The sequence below is a fragment of the cf. Phormidesmis sp. LEGE 11477 genome (assembly GCF_015207105.1).
Classification (GTDB): Bacteria; Cyanobacteriota; Cyanobacteriia; order Phormidesmidales; family Phormidesmidaceae; genus Phormidesmis.
The window spans coordinates 1-17,469 of the sequence record NZ_JADEXO010000120.1 but is presented as its reverse complement, the minus strand read 5'-3'; the positions used below and the strand labels follow the sequence as shown (position 1 = coordinate 17,469).

Here is a 17,469-nt window from a genome sequence, read left to right as displayed (position 1 = left end):
AGCATGAACACCGCTGCGGCCAGTGCCTGAACTAGGGGATACAAAATCGTTTGATACAAGGGGATGTCATGGCTAAGCCAGCTGGTGCCCCCGTCGCTTTGAAAATGAGCGATCGCAGTCGGCACCCAGGGTAGATAAAGCAGCCCAATACTCGTGATTGCCAATAGCCAGCCGAACGACTGACTCAGGGTTTGGCCTAGTGTTTGGGAGCGGCTTTGAAATCGCCTAAGCAGCACCGTCGCGGTGACCAGCAGCTGAGCAATAATGCCAAAGCTATAGAAGTAGTGAACGTAGAGTCCCAAAACATTTAGCCCCACCCAGCTTAGCCAGCGCCAGAAAGTACGCTCACCTTGGAGTAAAGCTATCCAGTTCACCAGTGCGAAAGTTGCGATCGCCACGGCCAAACTGTAGTGCCTCGCCTCTTGCGAGAGGTAGATGCCATAGGGCGAAACTGCCATCAGCAAAGCGGCAATCTGACCGATGCGATCGCCGCCCACCCGCCGCCCGAGGTAGAACACACCCATTACCGCCACTAGGCCCCATCCCACCGCAAACGCTCGCAAGCTCCAGACGGACGTGCCTGCGCTTTGCAGCCAGCCATTCATCAGCATAAAAAACAGCGGCGGATGGTTGCTATGCGTCGTCACCGCCTGCGCCGCCTGCCAGGGCGTGCCCGGATCAGCAATCAGCGCCCAGTACCGTTCAGCCGGCAGCAGCTCCCCAAACGGAATGACGTCTAGGCTTTTCCCCAGACTGTAGAAAGCGGTATAGAGCTCATCGACCCAAAGCGGCTTTGCCGTCAGCCGATACAGCCGTAGTAGTGCTGCCAGCATCAGAATTAGTGGCAAATAGTAGCCTTTAAGCTTGGTTGAACTCTTCAAACGCTTACAGCACTCTCTGCTCGTTGCTCAATCTCTTCTACAAACGTGTCGTCTGTCAACGCCGCCTCGATCAGCCCTGAAAACATCGGATGAGGTGTATTAGGCCGAGATTGAAACTCAGGATGAAACTGGCAGGCAATAAAATAGGGATGATCCGGCAGCTCGACAATCTCAACGAGTCTGCCATCTGGGGAAGTTCCACTCACCATAAAACCTGTCTTTAAAAACAGATTGCGATAGGCGTTGTTAAACTCATAGCGATGACGGTGCCGCTCATAGATCACCTCTTTTTGATAGAGCCGACTTGCCAGCGTATCCGGCTCTATTCGGCAAGGCCACAGACCTAGGCGCATGGTGCCGCCTAGATCAACCACATCCTCCTGCTCAGGCATCAGACTGATGACTGGGTTGGCAGCTTCCGCATCAAACTCAGAACTATTAGCTTGCTCTAGCTTGGCAATATTCTGCGCCCACTCCATCACTAGACACTGCATTCCTAGACAAAGGCCCAGAAACGGAATTCGCTTTTCTCTAGCGTATTGAATCGTTTGGATCTTGCCATCTACGCCCCTAGAGCCGAATCCACCGGGAACAATAATTGCGGCGACTTCTTTCAAGTATTTCTGCGGCCCGTGTTGCTCAATATCTTCTGAATCTACCCAGCGAATTTTGACCTCCGTATCGAAATGAATTCCAGCGTGGGTCAGCGCTTCGGTCACTGATAGATACGCATCGTTTAGCTGAATGTATTTGCCGACGATGGCCACTTCTAGCGATTTGCTAGGACGGTGCATACGCTGAACCAGTGTCGTCCACTTAGTCAGCTCGGGCGATCGCTGATCTAGCTGCAAAAAGTCCAACGTCTGCTCAGCCAGTCCTTCTTTCTCCATATATAGCGGCACTTCATAGATACTCCTGGCATCTAGCGCCTGAATTACGCGCGGCAGCGGCACATTACAAAAGCTAGAAATCTTCTGCCGCAGCTCTTCTCTCAGGGGCCGCTCGCTGCGGCACACCAAAATATCTGGCTGAATCCCGATCGAGCGCAGTTCTTTGACCGAATGCTGAGTCGGCTTGGTCTTCAGCTCGTGGGCCGCCGGAATCCAGGGAATCAAGGTGACGTGCATATACAGCACATCATGTAGACCCACATCCTGCTTGAACTGGCGAATGGCCTCCATGAACGGCAAAGACTCAATATCGCCCACCGTACCGCCAATTTCTACGATCACCACATCGGGATTGCGGTTACGGGCGACTCGATGAATCCGCGACTTGATTTCGTTGGTGACATGGGGGATTACCTGCACAGTCCCGCCTTCGTAGTCACCTCGCCTTTCTTTGTTGATGACGGACTGATAGATAGAGCCAGTAGTCACGCTATTAAGCCGTGACATAGACGTGTCGGTAAAGCGTTCGTAGTGACCTAGATCAAGGTCTGTTTCTGCGCCATCTTCGGTGACGAATACTTCACCATGCTGAAACGGACTCATCGTACCTGGATCAACGTTGATATAAGGATCAAGCTTCAAGATCGATACTGAATAGTCGCGCGACTTTAGCAACCGCCCTAGACTTGCTGCCACGATGCCTTTACCGATGCTAGAAACAACACCGCCTGTCACAAATACGAATTTCGTCATGGTTTCCCGTCGCGTTTTCTGTCGTCTGGTCTTTTTTGGGCTCTCTTTATGTCTTTTAAGGGGGTTGTCTAATGCTGACGCTCAAAATTAATAATGATCAATTGTGCCATATCAAATAGATTGCAGAAGGCATCACGTTATATTGAACCTATCGCTTCTGCCGAGTGGCTCAAGGCACTTTCGTCGGCTGAAACCATTACAGGGAAACAGGCAAAGAATCGGTATGGTCAGTCAACCTGCTACGAAAAGTATTCGATGGACAACCCAGGATATCGAGTTGCTGCCTCAGAACGAGTGGACAACTTACGAAATTATTGATGGAGAGCTGTTTGTGACCCGATCGCCACATCGAAGGCATCAACAAGCTGCTGGCAAGATATACAGCGCTCTAGATATCTGGTCCACTCAGTCTGGTTTGGGGGAAGCAATCTTTGCGCCTGGGCTTGTTCTTTCAGAAGCTGATAACGTCATTCCAGATGTCGTGTGGGTCTCTAAAGCAAAACTAAAGCTGATTGAGGACGAATCTGGTCATTTGACCCGTGTGCCTGAGCTGGTGATTGAGGTGCTTTCTTCGGGAAGTGAGAATATGCGCCGCGATCGCGAAGCAAAGCTCAAACTCTATTCAGTTCAAGGCGCTCAAGAATACTGGATTGCCGATCGCTTCCTCAAACAGCTAGAAGTATATCGTCGTGAGAATACAAGGCTAGCACTGGTTCAGACGTTGACTGTAGACGACACGCTTAGCTCACCGCTGTTGCCTGGTTTTGCCTGCCAGGTCGGCCAGTTCTTTAGCTAATTCTTCAGCTAATCAAAGGCGTCTTTCAAGCAAAGCGTCCTTTCTTTGCTCAAGTACCGTACAAAATCCTGGTATAAGAGTCAGATGGCGTTTGCCTGATGGATCGTGAGGGATAGGAATGAACATTTGCCAGAAGCCGAGAACGCTAGGTCTGCTAGTTGGGATTTTGGGTGCGATCGCCCTGCATCAAACCGTCATCATTCAATCTGCTACCGCGCAAGACTCTGTAGAAGACACCATAGAAGCAGACTCTATGGATCTCTTTGTGGCCTATCCGCCGCCTCAGCATGAAACCGTTGCCGATCGCATTTTCTTCATTGGCACTGCCAACCCAGATCAGCCAGTCACGATCAACGGTCAGACCATTGAAAACCGTAGCGAAGATGGTCATTTTGCGCCGACCCTACCGCTGACGTTTGGCGAAAACACCTTCACTCTAGTGCAAGGCGGTGAAAGTCTGACGCTGAGCATTAACCGCGTGTCAACCGATCCCATGCTGCCCGATGGCGCGAGTTTTGCTGAAGGATCGCTAATGCCAGATGAAGATATGGCGCGGCTGCCAGGAGAGCTGATTTGTTTGAGTGCGATCGCCCCTACAGACGCCACCGTATCGGCCACCCTCGGACAGCAAACCATTGCGCTCATGCCCCAATCGAGCGTTGATCTACCGCCCAACTCCGCTGTCCTCACGAATCAAACAGATCCTGTCGCCGCATCTGCCGATAGCGCCACCGAATACGCGGGCTGCACGAGCTTTGATCGCATCGGCCCCATCGGAAATCCTCAATTTAGCCTCCGTGCCAACGGCGAGACCACTACGGCTAGCGCTCCTGGTCAGATCAGCGTGTTCTCTCCGACTGGCTTAGAAGTCGCAGAAGTCACCACCGACCAAGGCGTTGCTCGAGTCGGCCCTAGCACCAGCTACTCGCGGATCACGCCCCTACCCGCAGGCACCCGCGCTGCAATTACCGGACGAGAGGGTGAATGGCTACGGCTCGACTACGGCGGCTGGATTAAAGCCGCTGAAACCACTGTCAGCAGCGCCTCTATACCGCCGACTAGCATCATGAGAGGCATTACCGCTCGCCAGGTCGAAGATTGGACAGAAGTCATTTTCCCGCTGCAAACGCCCGTGCCCATCACGATCGAACAGGATACGCAGTCGCTATCTTTGACCCTGCACAACACGACGCCGCAGACAGATACTATCTATTTCTCTAACGATCCGGTTGTGGAGAGAATGGACTTTCATCCGCTGCTAAACAACAGTGCTGAGTTTGTTTTTCATTTCAAGCAGCCGCAGCAGTGGGGATACAAAACTCGCTACGAAGGGACTAGTCTGATTCTTTCTTTGCGGCATGCCCCGCCCAGTAATCGCTTGGGCGATACGACAATCCTGCTCGATCCTGGCCACGGTAGTAGCGAGGATCTCGGTGCCCGTGGACCTACGGGCTATCCCGAAAAAGATGTCACCTTAATTGTCTCTAAACTACTGAGAGATGAGCTAGAAAGCAGAGGGGCTAGCGTCGTGATGACTCGTGAGGGCGACGACGATCTCTTCCCACGCGATCGCGTAGAAATTATCGATGCAACAGAACCCACCATGGCTTTGAGCATTCACTACAACGCCTTGCCCGATGCAGGCGATGCCCTCAATACCACAGGCATTGGCATGTTTTGGTACTACCCGCAGGCTCACGATCTAGCCGTCTTTTTACACGACTATCTGGTCGATAATCTAGGACGCGAATCGTATGGCGTTTTTTGGAACAATCTGGCGCTGGCTCGGCCCTCGGTAACGCCTTCTGTTCTATTAGAGCTAGGCTTTATGATCAACCCAGAAGAGTTTGAATGGATCACCGATGAAGCAGCTCAAAGAGAGCTGGCTAAAACGCTGGCCGATGGCGTAGAAGCCTGGATAGCAAGTCAGCCTTAGGGAACTCTCTAGATGTCAGATGTAGAAGAACCCACCATGACATTCTCACTACCTACGTTCAACGACTCCACGCTCTGGCAGCAGGCGATGACCCATAAGTCTTTTGCCAACGAACAGTCAGCGCCAACAGAACACAACGAGCGGCTAGAGTTTTTGGGCGATGCCATTTTGACCTTTCTAAGTGGAGAGTATCTGTACACTCACTTTCCTCACGAGCCCGAAGGTGAGCTAACGCGGAAGCGAGCGATGTTAGTAGATCAAGTTCAACTGCATCACTTTGCTCAGAAGCTACATCTAGATAAATGGCTACGGCTGGGGAAAGGCGCTAAGAAAGAGGGCGGCAGCCAAAATGCTCGCTTACTGTGCAGTGCGTTTGAAGCGATGATCGGGGCCTATTATCTGGATGTAGACCAAGATGTGCAGCCAGTCAGAGACTATGTGATACCTATGTTTAAGCGGGTATTTGAGTCGGTGGAGATTGAGCAGGCATTAGAAATAGGGACAAAAGACGAAAAAACACGTTTACAGGAATGTGTTCAAAGTAAAATGGGCAGCATTCCTGAGTACGTAGAGATCAGCAGCGTTGGCCCCGATCATGCCAAAGAGTTTGTTGTAGAAGTTCAAATTGATGGAAAATCCTACGGTCGTGGTGCGGGTGCTAGCAAACGCAAAGCTCAAAAGATGGCAGCTAAAGCAACATTAGAAATGCTAAAAGAGCTGGGCTACATATGCTAAGTATGTTTGGTCATTAGCGCGTATAAATTACGCTTATTCGCAACTAGTAGGCTACCTTTTCATAAACTTATTGTGGCTGAAGTTTCAGTAAATATACTGTCACATTCCTACAGCTACAGCCCTGTCTTTCAAACCACTCAGGCAACTGGATAGTAGCGGCCTTCTCTTTTTAATCTGCATTACAAAAACAGGGAAAACTTGACTGTTTACAGTCAACAAAAGCTCTCTCTAGAGAAAGAGTAAGTTCTATTTCTGTTTTGTTAGCTTTCAAATGTCTAATGGGAAAACTATCAGCCTATTCAGCTACTATTAGATACCTGTTGAGGATATTAGTGCTTAAATACTTCCTGCTCTAAAAACCATCTTGGAAAGCATCAAAAGCTAAGACTACTCGACTATCAATTTGGAGATAAAAGAACATGACTACTGAAAACAATCCTTCTAATCAGCGTCCAGAGGGTATCACCGGTAGACAGCCAACGCCTGAAGAAGTCGCCCGTCACGACGGCTATGTCAGAGGCCGCACTGATGAAAACTATGTGCAGGGCAGTCTCAGAAACCAGGAGCGCGCGGTCGCCCAAGCACAGGCTAATGACAGCGCAGCCAGCGGCGTGATTCTAGGACTTTGTATCGCGCTGTTAGCGGCGGGTGCAGGGGTGGCAGCTTATTTCCTTTTGGGCGATCGCACTGATGTGGATCCGGTTGTAGTGCCTCAGATCGAGCGAGAGACTACGGTTGAAAGAGAAACCACAGTGATTGAAAGAGAGTCTCCCGCGCCGACTATCGAGCGGCCTGAGGTAAATGCCCCTGATGTGAACATTCAGGTACCAGAAGTCGACACGACTAACGAGGTCCCAACGGCCTCGCCCGAGGACGCTTCATCTGAAGACGTAGAAGAGGTTGCTGAGCCGGCTGCTGATTAATTGTTCAATAGCAGCTCTTGCTCACGCCTTTAGTAATCTCAACATATAGCGGGCGTGTCTAGCCGCCTGCTCATCTAGCCGCATCAGAACCCCCTACCTAAAACTAGCGGTTCTAATGCGGCTTATTTTAATACTCACGCCTTAACGGCTTAGCCAGGCGATCGCCTCTCTGATCCAATCCTCTGCATCAGCGCTTTTACTCAATGCCGTTCCCTTGCCCACGGCGACTAGCGCTTTGCTGATTTCACTGTTGCTGTAGCCCAAGGCAACCAGCATCATTTCGACATCTTCTTGCACCGCCGAGACAGGTCCGCTTGTGGGCGCTGCGATCCCAGAGTGCGATCGCCACTCGCTCAGCTTCGTCTTCAGCTCTAGAATAATACGCTCGGCTGTCTTGTTTCCTACCCCAGGGGTTCGCGTTAGCACCCGCGCATTGCCATTCACCACCGACTGAATCAGCTCATTGAGCCCGAGCGCATCCAACAGCGCCATTCCCATCTGCGGACCGATACCGCTCACCGCAATCAGCAGTCGAAATACATCGCGCTCAGCCCTACTAGTAAAGCCAAACAGCACCTGCAAATCTTCTCGATTTTGCAGATGGGTAAATAGCCTGACCGGATCGCCAATCGGCGGTAGCTGGCCTAGCTCTCGCGAATTTATCTGCATATCGTAGCCCACGCCACCGGCTTCTACCGTCACAATCACTCGACCATTGGGCAGCTTCTGGCTATCCGCCAAGATTCCCTTGACGTATCCGATCATGAACGAGCGCCAGGATTTCGCTGGAGAGGTGGACGTTCTGGCAGCCCTCTAACAGGCATGGCTTCACGGCGAGTAGCCGGACGAGCTGTGCCCGTAGTGGGATTGATCGGCGCTTGAGGAGGAGCAGTCGTTTCGGTATCTAGCGATTGCCCACCTTGAATCTGCTGACGCCCGTTACGCAGAATATGCAGCATCTCCATAAACTGGCGCTCCATATTTTCTAAGACCTGGTCGGCATAAGTGTCAGCATCTTCCTGAATGGTCTTGGCTTCGCCGACTGTGCGGGCACGGGTATCTTCCCACTCCTTGCGAGCCTGAGTCTGTAGCTGTTCGATCTCGCTAAGCGTCTGGCCTCTGAGGGCAGCGCACTCCTGTTCTGTTTGAGCTCTTAGCTGCGCTGCCTGTGATTCAGCCTGGCGAACGATGGCCATGTCGTTGAGGATGGCTGCCGCCTGCTTTTCTGCCGACGTGATAATTTCCTGGGCGTACTGCTCTGCCTCCATCAGAATCTCTTCGCGCTGCTGAACGATCTGCACAGATTCTTGAACCGCAGCAGGCAAATTAACTCGAACCACATCTAGCTGGTCGAGCAGTTCATCTTCAGACACCATCGTCTTACCCGAAAGCGGCACCCTTGGGCTTTCAAGTACGATTTCCTCAATCCGATCTAGCTCCTGCTGAATGCTGAACCTCTCAGAGGCTGGAGCTTGGTAATATTCGCCGTTTGCAGAAGTGTTCACAAAGTTTTTGGTAAGAGATTTTCAAGAGTTCAAGACTTGCGAAGTCAATAGGCTGCTGATCTAGCTAGGCGATCGCCAACCTATTTTTTGTGTTTCCTTTCATATAATATTGAATAAAATGAGTTCTCAACGCCTATTCTTTCTATAACATTCTTCAACATCGTGGGCGATGTGTGCAGGCACCAGATGATCGATAGGCCCACCAAAGTTAGCAATCTCTTTGACTAGGCTACTACTTAAAAAGCCGTATTCGGTAGAGGTCGCCAAAAACACAGTCTCAATCTCAGGTGAGAGCGTTTTGTTAGTATGGGCCATCTGCAGCTCTTTCTCAAAATCGGAAAGTACTCGCAGCCCTCTAATTAATACCTGAGCCTGACGCGCCTTGGCATAGGTAACTGTCAGCCCATCGAAGCTATCAACCTCGACATTAGCTAAGTGATCGATGGCCTCCTGAATCTGCGCTAGCCGCTTTTCGATCGGGAAAAGAGGGGTCTTACCCGGATTGCGTGATACGACCACAATAACGCGCTCATACAGCTTGCTACAGCGGGTAATGATATCTAAATGACCTAGCGTGATGGGATCAAAGCTACCAGGGTAGATTGCAATCATGAATGTGGCAAGAGAAAATAAGAGGGTTCTCTAAATTCAGTGTGCAAGCCATGTCTCTAGCCGTCTTGAAGTTCTCATCCGAAGACTGCGGTATCTGTCACAAGATGTCTTTCTATGATGAAAAGGTTGCTAAGGAACTGTCGCTAGATTTTGTCGACATCAAGATGCAAGACACTGCGACCTATCGTCAATATCGACAAGTGCTGCTAGCTCAGTATCCAAACAAAGCAGACATGGGCTGGCCAACATACATTGTATGCGACGATCCCCAAGGCGAATTCGAGATAGTGGGCGAAGTGAAAGGCGGCCATCCCAAGGGAGAGTTTCGACGGCGGCTGCAGGCAGTTTTAGACGAAACCGAGTAGCCTACGTGGTTCTATCGCATGCCTAGAGCAATCAAATTGACTAGAGCGATCACTAGAGCGATCAAAGGCTGAATGCAGCAAATGGCCTAGCCTCGACAGCTGAGCTGCTGACTAAGCCGGGCCATTTTTGCATAGCACTAATCTACATAAGTACTAAATTGAAGACGCTGAGCTGACACTGAGCCATGGAGCGCCGATTATAGAACGCCGATATTCGCTAGGCCCAAGATAGCGCCAGCACCAATGAGATGACCAAGGCTAGTCACACCTAACAAAGCAGGCAGACCTAGTCCCAAAAATACGCCAGGTGCAGGACCTGCATCAGGAATTTGGATGACCTGCTTGCCAATAGCAAAGGCAATCAGATTACAGATAATCATGACGATGGCAACATTTGGCCCCCACGTAGGCGTATGAGGGACAACATCTGCAACAGCAGCAACTAAAGGCAGCATTTATGCGCTCTCCAAGAAAAGACTATGATGACGATAGAGCCTGATTATGTACACCCTTCATTCTTCATTGATCCCTCTAGCGATTGGCTACAGCATTGCTTCTGAATCTATGTTGCAATGATGTCAAACTCAGCATTTTGAGCTTTGTGCTTCTAGGAGGATTGTTTCTAAAGGACTTCAGAGGAACGACAGAACGCTATCTTCGTCCCCATCATTCCACGAAGACGAACAGGAAGATGTCAGAATCAAGTGTATTCGTTGTAAGAATTAACACTTAGGTCTTCAAATCCTAATGTGTTTAGTCAACATGATGATTGGTCAAAGAGGACGCTGTGGTTAGGGGTTTATTGTGGTTGCCATTGCTAGCGGTATTTATTGGGCTGACATGGGCTGGCTGGAATGAATATCGAAAAGTAGAGGCCTATAAGCAGTGGGCGACTCAGTTTGAGCGGGCCAAGTTCGACATCTATGCAGCGTTAGGTCAGCAGGGAGATCACTTGACATGGGGGCGTCCGACCCGCAGTGGCGTGGTAGAAACAGAGCATATAGACTTATTACAAGTAGAGCGCCTTTGGATGGCAGTAAACGGTCAGCATATCGATCTTGAGCAACCGCCTGATCGAGGCCGATTTTCTCTGGAGCTGACGCTAAAAGAAGGTAAGAAGAAGAGTATTCCTTTTACAGATGGGCAGATAGCACGCCAGTGGTTTGATTTCTTGGTTCGTGAGTGGTCGCTGAAGAGCTAGAGGGTTGAAGCTCTAAAGGGTTGAAGATCAAGGAACTGGTCTAAGCAAGAATAAACTTGAAGCAAAGACAAACTCTGAAAGTAAAATCTGCTAAAAAAAGTTGGCTAGATGCGGGGTGGACTGATATAATCTCATCCGAAAAATCAACTATCCCAAAAGCAGCTCTCTCTAAGAAAAGCAGTTCATCATTTCAAGTCCATCAGCCCATAAGTGGCCTATAAGTAACCTGGGTGGTTGATTTCTACATACAGATTTTTGGTAGATGACGCTAAACAAAGCTTTCGCGGTATATCTCTAGAGAGATTTGGATAACTATGCAGCCTTCACACAACATCGTTCAGAATATGAGCGCGCCCAAAGCGAACGATTTAGCTGAGCGTAGGCGACAGCTTAGAATCAAGCGTAGGATCAAGTTCTACCAGAGGGTTTGGCGATCGCTGGCGATGATTGGTTTTGCAGGCGGGATAGTGTGGCTAGCGAGATCCCCAATCTGGCTATTGCGTAGCGCTGAGCAGATAGAAGTCAGCGAGAACCAAACGCTATCGGATGCAAACGTACGTGATCTGGTACCAGTGGCATACCCGCAAACACTGCTAGAAATCGAGCCCGATGAACTAGCGAATATGCTGACAAAACAGGCTTCAATCGAATCAGCAGTCGTCAGTCGGCGGCTGATTCCGCCGGGTCTGTATGTGCGGATTACAGAACGCCAACCGGTCGCGATCGCACTTCCCAACAAGGCTCGGCCCGTACAGACCATTCCCGATCAGCCTCAGCCTTTTCAAGAACCTGGCTTAATCGATGCTCAAGGCTACTGGATGCCTCGCAATAGCTTTGCTGATGTAGGCGCGGACATCGCATTACCTACCCTTACCGTTGAAGGCATGCGTCCTGGCTATGCAGGCGCATGGCAGGTGATCTACCAAGAAATCCAGCGTAGCCCCGTCAAGATTACGGCCATTGACTGGAGCGATCCCAACAATTTAATCTTGCAAAGTGAGCTAGGCGCTGTGCATATCGGGACATTTGGAGATCGGTTTGCAGCGCAGCTAGCGGCGTTAGATCAGCTGCGATCGCTAAGCGAGAAAGTCAATCCTGAGCAAGTTGCCTTCATTGACCTCAAAGACCCTCAGAACCCTGTCATAGAGACTTTTCAGGCAAATAACCAATCCTTTTAATATCGATGGGCGCGGTCTGATGGAGACTGCGTTTGGCTTTTTCAACAAGTTCCCTTATAGTTGACTCAATTCGATGCAAAGAAAGGTTGGGTGCAAAGAAAGAAAGGCTGGTAGATCGAAGCTCTGTTTTTGCTGGACTAGGACTGGATGGCTCAAAAGTTGAGCGCAAAAGAACATTTTACATTTGGGTTCGGTGATTGTTGCTATTTGACTCTATAATCTTTCTTTAGAGTAAATAGCCTCATGAGATTGCTAGGTAAAAAGAGCCATTAAAAGCAGCCTCAACGGCAACGGCAATGACATGGCAACCTTTAATTCTGTTGTATCAGTCGATTTTCACTACGCTAGTTAGCTCGAACTCTTCTTGAGTTAGTTCTATTCTCTACTTATACACGATAGACAAACACATCAGCTCGGCCTATGAATAACGCATCCCTTCATACAAATTCTTATGCGAACGATGGGTCAGGTGTACAATCAGTTACTGCAGCTAGTAATGGCAGTGCGCTGTCAGCGGAAGGGCCGATGAACGGAGACATAGTACCAAGCAGCGTTGCAAGAATTAAGGTGATCGGCGTTGGTGGCGGTGGCTGCAATGCTGTCAACCGGATGATAGACAGTGGGCTGGCGGGTATCGAGTTCTGGACAGTCAATACTGATGCTCAGGCACTGACCTATTCGAGCACGACCAATGCAATGCAGCTAGGGCAAAAGCTGACTAGAGGATTAGGCGCGGGCGGCAATCCTTCTATCGGCCAAAAGGCGGCAGAAGAATCACGCGATGAAATTTTTCAGGCTGTAGAAGGCTCAGACCTAGTCTTTATCACTGCTGGTATGGGCGGTGGTACGGGGACGGGAGCGGCTCCGGTGGTCGCTGAGTGTGCCAAAGAAGCGGGCGCGCTGACCGTCGGTGTGATCACTCGTCCATTCACGTTTGAGGGGCGACGGCGAACGTCTCAAGCAGACAGTGGGATCGCAGCGCTGCAAGCCTCTGTCGATACCCTAATTATTATTCCGAACGATAAGCTGCTTTCTGTGATTTCTGAGCAGACGCCCGTGCAAGAAGCGTTCCGCGTGGCGGATGATATTCTTCGTCAAGGCGTTCAAGGCATTTCAGATATCATCACCATATCTGGCCTAGTCAATGTTGACTTTGCCGATGTTAGAGCGGTGATGGCAGACGCGGGCTCGGCTCTAATGGGGATCGGGGTAGGCTCTGGTAAGTCTAGGGCTAGGGAAGCCGCGATCGCGGCAACCTCTTCGCCCCTGCTAGAGACCTCTATCAACGGGGCTGGCGGCGTCGTCTTCAATATCACGGGCGGTAGCGATTTGACGCTACACGAAGTTAATCAGGCTGCTGAGATCATCTATGAGTCAGTTGATCCCAACGCGAACATCATCTTTGGTGCGGTGATCGACGATCGCCTGCAAGGTGAAATTCGCATCACCGTGATTGCCACTGGCTTTAGTATGGAGAGCCGTAGCATTCCTTCTATGACTAGCTCGAAGGTAATGCCAATGACTCGCACACCAAGCTTGTCTCTAGAAGGACCTAGCTCGACCTCAGAAGAGGAATCGACCGAAGAGGTCAGCAATCAGCCAGTAATTTCGCCTAACTTAGATATTCCTGATTTCTTGCAGCGACGTCGCAATCGATGAGTTCGCTCAGCTGCCAGGTTCCAGTTGCGCTGACGATCGCAGGGTCTGACAGCGGCGGTGGTGCGGGTATCCAGGCGGACTTACGTACGTTTTCTTTTCATCAAGTTCATGGCACCAGCGCGTTGACCTGTGTGACCGCGCAAAATACGCTCGGCGTTACCCGCGTAGATGCGCTAGCGCCCGCTGCAGTCATCGCTCAGATCGAAGCAGTCACCACCGATATTGGCGTGCAGGCAGCTAAGACAGGAATGCTGCTGAACCAGGAAATTATTGAAGCGATCGCAGACTATCTAAGCGCGCAGCCGATTGAGCAGCTTGTCGTCGATCCGGTCATGGTTTCGCGGACAGGGGCTAAGCTGATTGATGCCGGTGCGATCGCGGCACTGACCAACCAGCTACTGCCTTTAGCGGCTGTGCTGACGCCGAATCGCTACGAGGCTCAAATCCTAGCCGATATGCAGATCAGCACGCTAGCCGATATGCAATCTGCAGCGAAAAAGATTTATGCCCTTGGTCCAAAGAGCGTAATTGTAAAGGGTGGTGGCTTTGATAACGAGCTTCGAGGTATAGACGTTTGGTTTGATGGTGAACAGCTAGAGACTTTGACCACTGAGCCAGTCGATACGAAGAATACGCACGGGACTGGATGTACGCTCTCTAGTGCGATCGCAGCTAATCTTGCTAAAGGCAGCTCACCTTTTATTGCCGTAACCGCCGCCAAACATTACGTCACCCAGGCACTGAAGCACGCCCTTGCTATCGGCAAAGGCCAGGGCCCTGTAGGACATTTTTACCCACTGCTATAGAGCCTATTGATTTACAAACTGGGGTTTGATTCAAGCTCCTCGTCTATTGACGCCTTATATCTCTTCGCTATCAGGCCAGATTGATTCCCAATCGCGACAGCTATCTGTTTCTGGCCCGTAGGGATGCATGGCACAGACCATCATTTCATCGCCATACGCAGTCCCGTGATAGTTGCGACAGCCGACGCAGGTTGGGTGGTTTTGCAGCCAAGGATTAACGGTATGAGTCACAGGTATGGTTACCTCCGCTATCCAGGGCGTAAGATGCTGATCCAGGTATAGAAAGCTGGATTCTAGTGAACTGTCTATCTGATCGCTCCAGCTTCTGATCGCCGGCCCAATAGCCCTATCTACTTCATCGATTACTAGACCAGACGCTTCGATCAGCTGATCCGCCGCTCTTTCGGTTTCCTCAGCCGTTTCTCTAGCCACTTCTGCTAGCAGCTCACTAGCTTCTTTGGTAGCAGCGTCAAACTCGTTTTGTAGCTGCTTTAGCCAATCATCCATCGCTCTGCTCCTTGCTGTCTTGTCTAGCTGTCTTGTCTAGCTGTCTCGTCTAGAAGATAGATTCTATGAAAGATTACCCGGTAGAAATATCTTGGGGGAAAATCCCATACAGTCGAGGTTATTTCAGCCGCTTTAGCTCATTACGCAAGGCTTCTACTTCCTTTCGTAGAGCTGCGGCCTGTCTTTCTTCAGGCGTCGTATCGTCGTCTAGGATCTGAATTTGCCGAGGTCCGTCAGAAGCTGAGGCACTGCCGCTCGTAGAGGTAGGCGCTTTACCTGCTGTCTGGGCTCTTTCTACCATGTCGTTCATCATGGTTTGAGCTTCTTCGGTCGTTAGTTCGCCTCTAGCCACTAGTTCGTCAACCAGCTTTTGAGCCTGTCCACGCAAATCACCAAACGCGCCACCCGCCTTTTCCCCGGCATAGGAAGCCACGCCAACGCCTAGGTAGAAAGCCTTTTGTACTAAGTCGCCAAAGCCTGCCATAGATATTCGCCTCGCTGAATCTAAGAGAGTGGTTTTAAGAATTAGGTATCTCTAGGATAGATAGCCATTCATCAAATAACCACCGCTTAAACCGTCCTAAAAGGTAAGCAAATCCGAATACATGCTTTTTTAGGGCTGATCCCAAGCCTGTTTAAAATAGAAGAGGCCCGAAGTCCGCGCCTATCACAAGCATCCCGTATTGCTGCTACCTTCCGGTCCTGACAAGATTTGGGCGTTGTAATTGCGCGGGTCCGAGCCATATACACAATAGCATCTCTCTTACCTAGGCTGACAAGTATCGGAGCGATGGTCTGCTGGTGGATGGAAAGTTGGCTTTAGACGCGGCGCTATCTCAGGCATCTCTTATACATCGTCTACCAGTAGAATCTGGCTTGCCGATAGCGTCAGCTCGGGGAACTCAGCAGAGACTATTCGACTGTCGCCACGAAATGTACTCTCTTGATAAGCGCTGTCTGTCAGCGATAGTACCACCACGCTTTCAGCTATCGGATCAATTATCCAGTACTCAGGAATGCCGCGCTGCTCGTATTCTTTGCGCTTGTCTACATAGTCTCTTCGGTAGGAACTCTTGTCTTTCTGGCTATTAGAAGCAACTTCTACGACTAGTCTGGGTACTGGCTGATCAAGCCGTAGCAACCGATCTTGCAAAGTGGCAGTGGAAGACTTTTCAGAATGAACAATCAAATCTGGTTTGCGAGCAGTGGCCCGTTTTGATTGCATTTCAATTGTGTGGCCAGCCGCAAGACAGTAGGGAGATACGCCTAGTTGAAAAAAGCGTATGATCAGAAAAGTCACGATCGTCGTGTTGATCGGCATTTCGTCTGCCATGTTTACTAGCACTCCATCCACGAGTTCGTAGTCATGAGAGTCAGTGCCATCGTCGTAGTCTAGATATTCTTCTATAGTGAGGAGTCTGTTTTTTGCGATGACCATGCTTAAAGTGCCTGCTGCCTAATTGTGTAAGTTCTACCTGCGCTAGTAACCGTGCAAATTTGGTGAGTGCATCTCGTTTTCTATCTTAATCAATTTGGCTAAACGACGGTTGACGCAAGAGTGTTGGGAGCGGCTACCCGTTGACTGTTTTAAAGTTGAGCTGCGATCGCTCGAACACCAAACGATTCACTAGAGAAACCACGTCTTGGGTAGAGGTACTGGCCGCATGTTCGCTTAAGACTATCAGCAGGTAAGGATGAATGCCTTCTGCTTCTACATAGGCGGCGCTATGGCTGATCTGAGCCTCGGTAGTCGCTATCTGCCAAACATCAGCGGGCGAGGGCAAACCACTATCGGTCGAGTCTGTTGGAGTTTTTTCTGTTTGGGCTTTGAGTAATTGCATCATCGATTGCGATCGCCTGCTGGTGACTGACACGCCACCAATGATGCTGTGCAGCAGCCGTGTGATCGCCTCGGCGGTGAGCTGATTGCGATTGTCGAATGTCTCACCAAAGAACAGAAGCTCTCTACCGTAGGGGCCTTCGTGCCAAGTTTTCTGATTGATGTTGATAGAGCGGAGCTCCAGCCAGCCTAGCTGTGAGAAGTAGCGATTGACGATGTTGCGCTGATACTGCCAGGTTGTCATCGGGCCTTCAGGCAGGGCCGGACCGCTAGAGACGCCAGCAAGGATATCAACTAGGTAGCTAGCCGCATCGTGACTATTTTGCTGAATCATGTTGGCGATCGCGCGTTCGGTATCGGCGGCGGGCTGCACCATACCTTGCTCTAGCCAGACGTGAATAGCCACGAGGTAGAACAGATGCGCCAGGTTGCCAGGATCGATGAGTTCTACCCCTCGATAGCTAGCGCCTTCAGGCTGATACTGCCAGAAGTCTTCGGCGCTAAGAGCCCCACCTGTATTCATCCGATAGGGTGGCGCGTAGGTAATCCAGGTGATAGCGATCTGGTTTTGAGCGAGATCGGGGTAGGTATCCCAGACGGTATCAAGAACTTGGTCAAGCTGGGTTTGAAGCGAGGCAGTAGGCGCAAAAAATTTGGCAGGCATGTTCGTCATTCACACTTCATCAGTCCAATCGAAGTCTAGATCTTCGCTTTTGCCTGCATGCACCAAAGCCAGCTTCTCGTATTTTTTAGCATGTTCGATCAGCTCTGCCGCCTCTGCTGCCGAGACGGGGCGACGGACTTTGCCAGGCACACCGACAACCAGCGATCGCGGCGGCACATCTTTACTGAAGACCGCACCCGCCCCCACAATGCTGCCAC

The 17,469-nt window shown here is 50.5% G+C and carries 19 protein-coding genes, 1 other RNA gene and 1 pseudogene; 9 read left to right on the top strand and 12 right to left on the bottom strand.

Going from position 1 to position 17,469, the window contains the following annotated elements; genetic code table 11:
• Positions 1–833, bottom strand: an 833-nt coding sequence (locus IQ256_RS23955; RefSeq protein ID WP_228025221.1) for a glycosyltransferase family 39 protein, incomplete at its 3' end; no start/stop codon positions are given.
• Positions 834–877: 44 nt separating this feature from the next.
• A complete protein-coding gene (locus tag IQ256_RS23950) occupies positions 878–2,524 on the bottom strand; it encodes a CTP synthase (protein ID WP_193858212.1) in 1,647 nt (548 codons plus the stop codon).
• A gap of 223 nt (positions 2,525–2,747) precedes the next feature.
• Between IQ256_RS23950 and IQ256_RS23945 the strand changes: the two genes are divergently transcribed.
• The 4 genes from IQ256_RS23945 to IQ256_RS23930 all read left to right on the top strand — a co-directional run bounded on the left by IQ256_RS23945 (position 2,748) and on the right by IQ256_RS23930 (position 6,914).
• A complete protein-coding gene (locus tag IQ256_RS23945) occupies positions 2,748–3,320 on the top strand; it encodes a Uma2 family endonuclease (RefSeq protein ID WP_193858211.1) in 573 nt (190 codons plus the stop codon).
• A gap of 118 nt (positions 3,321–3,438) precedes the next feature.
• Positions 3,439–5,256, top strand: a complete 1,818-nt coding sequence (locus IQ256_RS23940; RefSeq protein WP_193858210.1) for an N-acetylmuramoyl-L-alanine amidase — start codon at positions 3,439–3,441, stop codon at positions 5,254–5,256.
• A 12-nt stretch (positions 5,257–5,268) separates the two neighbouring features.
• A complete protein-coding gene (gene rnc, locus IQ256_RS23935; RefSeq protein ID WP_193858209.1) occupies positions 5,269–5,991 on the top strand; it encodes a ribonuclease III in 723 nt (240 codons plus the stop codon).
• A 419-nt stretch (positions 5,992–6,410) separates the two neighbouring features.
• Positions 6,411–6,914 (top strand): hypothetical protein, encoded by a 504-nt coding sequence (locus IQ256_RS23930; RefSeq protein WP_193858208.1) that lies wholly within the window; start codon positions 6,411–6,413, stop codon positions 6,912–6,914.
• Between the two features lie 141 nt (positions 6,915–7,055).
• Here the strand turns inward: IQ256_RS23930 and ruvA are convergent, their stop codons facing one another.
• The 3 genes from ruvA to coaD form a co-directional block, all read right to left on the bottom strand.
• Complete coding sequence (gene ruvA, locus IQ256_RS23925) at positions 7,056–7,679, bottom strand: Holliday junction branch migration protein RuvA (RefSeq protein ID WP_193858207.1); 624 nt, start codon at positions 7,677–7,679, stop codon at positions 7,056–7,058.
• The gene (locus IQ256_RS23920; RefSeq protein WP_193858206.1) at positions 7,676–8,419 is read right to left on the bottom strand and encodes a hypothetical protein; all 744 of its coding nucleotides are present in this window, start codon (positions 8,417–8,419) and stop codon (positions 7,676–7,678) included. Before IQ256_RS23920 ends, ruvA begins: the two co-directional genes overlap by 4 nt.
• A 126-nt stretch (positions 8,420–8,545) precedes the next feature.
• Positions 8,546–9,031, bottom strand: coding sequence for a pantetheine-phosphate adenylyltransferase (coaD, locus tag IQ256_RS23915; protein ID WP_193858205.1), 486 nt, complete (start codon positions 9,029–9,031; stop codon positions 8,546–8,548).
• 50 nt (positions 9,032–9,081) lie between these two features.
• Between coaD and IQ256_RS23910 the strand changes: the two genes are divergently transcribed.
• Complete coding sequence (locus tag IQ256_RS23910; RefSeq protein WP_193858204.1) at positions 9,082–9,396, top strand: thioredoxin family protein; 315 nt, start codon at positions 9,082–9,084, stop codon at positions 9,394–9,396.
• Positions 9,397–9,593: 197 nt separating this feature from the next.
• Here IQ256_RS23910 and psaK read toward each other — a convergent pair whose 3' ends face one another.
• Entirely contained in the window at positions 9,594–9,851 is a 258-nt protein-coding gene (psaK, locus tag IQ256_RS23905) for a photosystem I reaction center subunit PsaK (RefSeq protein ID WP_193858203.1), read from the bottom strand.
• Positions 9,852–10,183: 332 nt separating this feature from the next.
• Between psaK and IQ256_RS23900 the strand changes: the two genes are divergently transcribed.
• From IQ256_RS23900 to thiD, 4 genes are all read left to right on the top strand, one after another.
• Positions 10,184–10,597, top strand: coding sequence for a hypothetical protein (locus IQ256_RS23900; protein ID WP_193858202.1), 414 nt, complete (start codon positions 10,184–10,186; stop codon positions 10,595–10,597).
• Between the two features lie 344 nt (positions 10,598–10,941).
• Positions 10,942–11,775: a cell division protein FtsQ/DivIB gene (locus IQ256_RS23895; protein WP_193858201.1), complete on the top strand. Its 834-nt coding sequence runs from the start codon at positions 10,942–10,944 to the stop codon at positions 11,773–11,775.
• A 525-nt stretch (positions 11,776–12,300) separates the two neighbouring features.
• Positions 12,301–13,434: a cell division protein FtsZ gene (gene ftsZ / locus IQ256_RS23890; protein WP_228025222.1), complete on the top strand. Its 1,134-nt coding sequence runs from the start codon at positions 12,301–12,303 to the stop codon at positions 13,432–13,434.
• Complete coding sequence (thiD, locus tag IQ256_RS23885) at positions 13,431–14,240, top strand: bifunctional hydroxymethylpyrimidine kinase/phosphomethylpyrimidine kinase (protein ID WP_193858199.1); 810 nt, start codon at positions 13,431–13,433, stop codon at positions 14,238–14,240. Before ftsZ ends, thiD begins: the two co-directional genes overlap by 4 nt.
• 54 nt (positions 14,241–14,294) lie before the next feature.
• Here thiD and IQ256_RS23880 read toward each other — a convergent pair whose 3' ends face one another.
• The 6 genes and pseudogenes from IQ256_RS23880 to IQ256_RS23855 form a co-directional block, all read right to left on the bottom strand.
• The gene (locus IQ256_RS23880; protein WP_193858198.1) at positions 14,295–14,747 is read right to left on the bottom strand and encodes a hypothetical protein; all 453 of its coding nucleotides are present in this window, start codon (positions 14,745–14,747) and stop codon (positions 14,295–14,297) included.
• Between the two features lie 118 nt (positions 14,748–14,865).
• Positions 14,866–15,231, bottom strand: a complete 366-nt coding sequence (locus tag IQ256_RS23875; protein WP_193858197.1) for a phasin family protein — start codon at positions 15,229–15,231, stop codon at positions 14,866–14,868.
• Between the two features lie 160 nt (positions 15,232–15,391).
• Positions 15,392–15,489, bottom strand: an RNA gene (gene ffs / locus IQ256_RS23870) — signal recognition particle sRNA small type.
• 105 nt (positions 15,490–15,594) lie between these two features.
• A complete protein-coding gene (locus IQ256_RS23865; protein WP_193858196.1) occupies positions 15,595–16,185 on the bottom strand; it encodes a Uma2 family endonuclease in 591 nt (196 codons plus the stop codon).
• Positions 16,186–16,318: 133 nt separating this feature from the next.
• Positions 16,319–17,251 (bottom strand): serine hydrolase, encoded by a 933-nt coding sequence (locus IQ256_RS23860; protein ID WP_193858195.1) that lies wholly within the window; start codon positions 17,249–17,251, stop codon positions 16,319–16,321.
• A gap of 9 nt (positions 17,252–17,260) precedes the next feature.
• A pseudogene (locus tag IQ256_RS23855) lies at positions 17,261–17,469 on the bottom strand (gamma carbonic anhydrase family protein); the annotation flags it as partial.

Excerpts from the sequence above, each read along its gene's own strand:
- IQ256_RS23880 (WP_193858198.1), bottom strand. The coding sequence starts at position 14,747 with ATGGATGATTGGCTAAAGCAGCTACAAAACGAGTTTGACGCTGCTACC.
- IQ256_RS23865 (WP_193858196.1), bottom strand. The coding sequence starts at position 16,185 with ATGGTCATCGCAAAAAACAGACTCCTCACTATAGAAGAATATCTAGAC.
- IQ256_RS23930 (WP_193858208.1), top strand. The coding sequence starts at position 6,411 with ATGACTACTGAAAACAATCCTTCTAATCAGCGTCCAGAGGGTATCACC.
- IQ256_RS23860 (WP_193858195.1), bottom strand. The coding sequence starts at position 17,251 with ATGCCTGCCAAATTTTTTGCGCCTACTGCCTCGCTTCAAACCCAGCTT.
- ftsZ (WP_228025222.1), top strand. The coding sequence starts at position 12,301 with ATGAACGGAGACATAGTACCAAGCAGCGTTGCAAGAATTAAGGTGATC.
- ruvA (WP_193858207.1), bottom strand. The coding sequence starts at position 7,679 with ATGATCGGATACGTCAAGGGAATCTTGGCGGATAGCCAGAAGCTGCCC.
- coaD (WP_193858205.1), bottom strand. The coding sequence starts at position 9,031 with ATGATTGCAATCTACCCTGGTAGCTTTGATCCCATCACGCTAGGTCAT.
- IQ256_RS23950 (WP_193858212.1), bottom strand. The coding sequence starts at position 2,524 with ATGACGAAATTCGTATTTGTGACAGGCGGTGTTGTTTCTAGCATCGGT.
- IQ256_RS23895 (WP_193858201.1), top strand. The coding sequence starts at position 10,942 with ATGAGCGCGCCCAAAGCGAACGATTTAGCTGAGCGTAGGCGACAGCTT.
- IQ256_RS23875 (WP_193858197.1), bottom strand. The coding sequence starts at position 15,231 with ATGGCAGGCTTTGGCGACTTAGTACAAAAGGCTTTCTACCTAGGCGTT.
- psaK (WP_193858203.1), bottom strand. The coding sequence starts at position 9,851 with ATGCTGCCTTTAGTTGCTGCTGTTGCAGATGTTGTCCCTCATACGCCT.
- thiD (WP_193858199.1), top strand. The coding sequence starts at position 13,431 with ATGAGTTCGCTCAGCTGCCAGGTTCCAGTTGCGCTGACGATCGCAGGG.
- rnc (WP_193858209.1), top strand. The coding sequence starts at position 5,269 with ATGTCAGATGTAGAAGAACCCACCATGACATTCTCACTACCTACGTTC.
- IQ256_RS23910 (WP_193858204.1), top strand. The coding sequence starts at position 9,082 with ATGTCTCTAGCCGTCTTGAAGTTCTCATCCGAAGACTGCGGTATCTGT.
- IQ256_RS23945 (WP_193858211.1), top strand. The coding sequence starts at position 2,748 with ATGGTCAGTCAACCTGCTACGAAAAGTATTCGATGGACAACCCAGGAT.
- IQ256_RS23940 (WP_193858210.1), top strand. The coding sequence starts at position 3,439 with ATGAACATTTGCCAGAAGCCGAGAACGCTAGGTCTGCTAGTTGGGATT.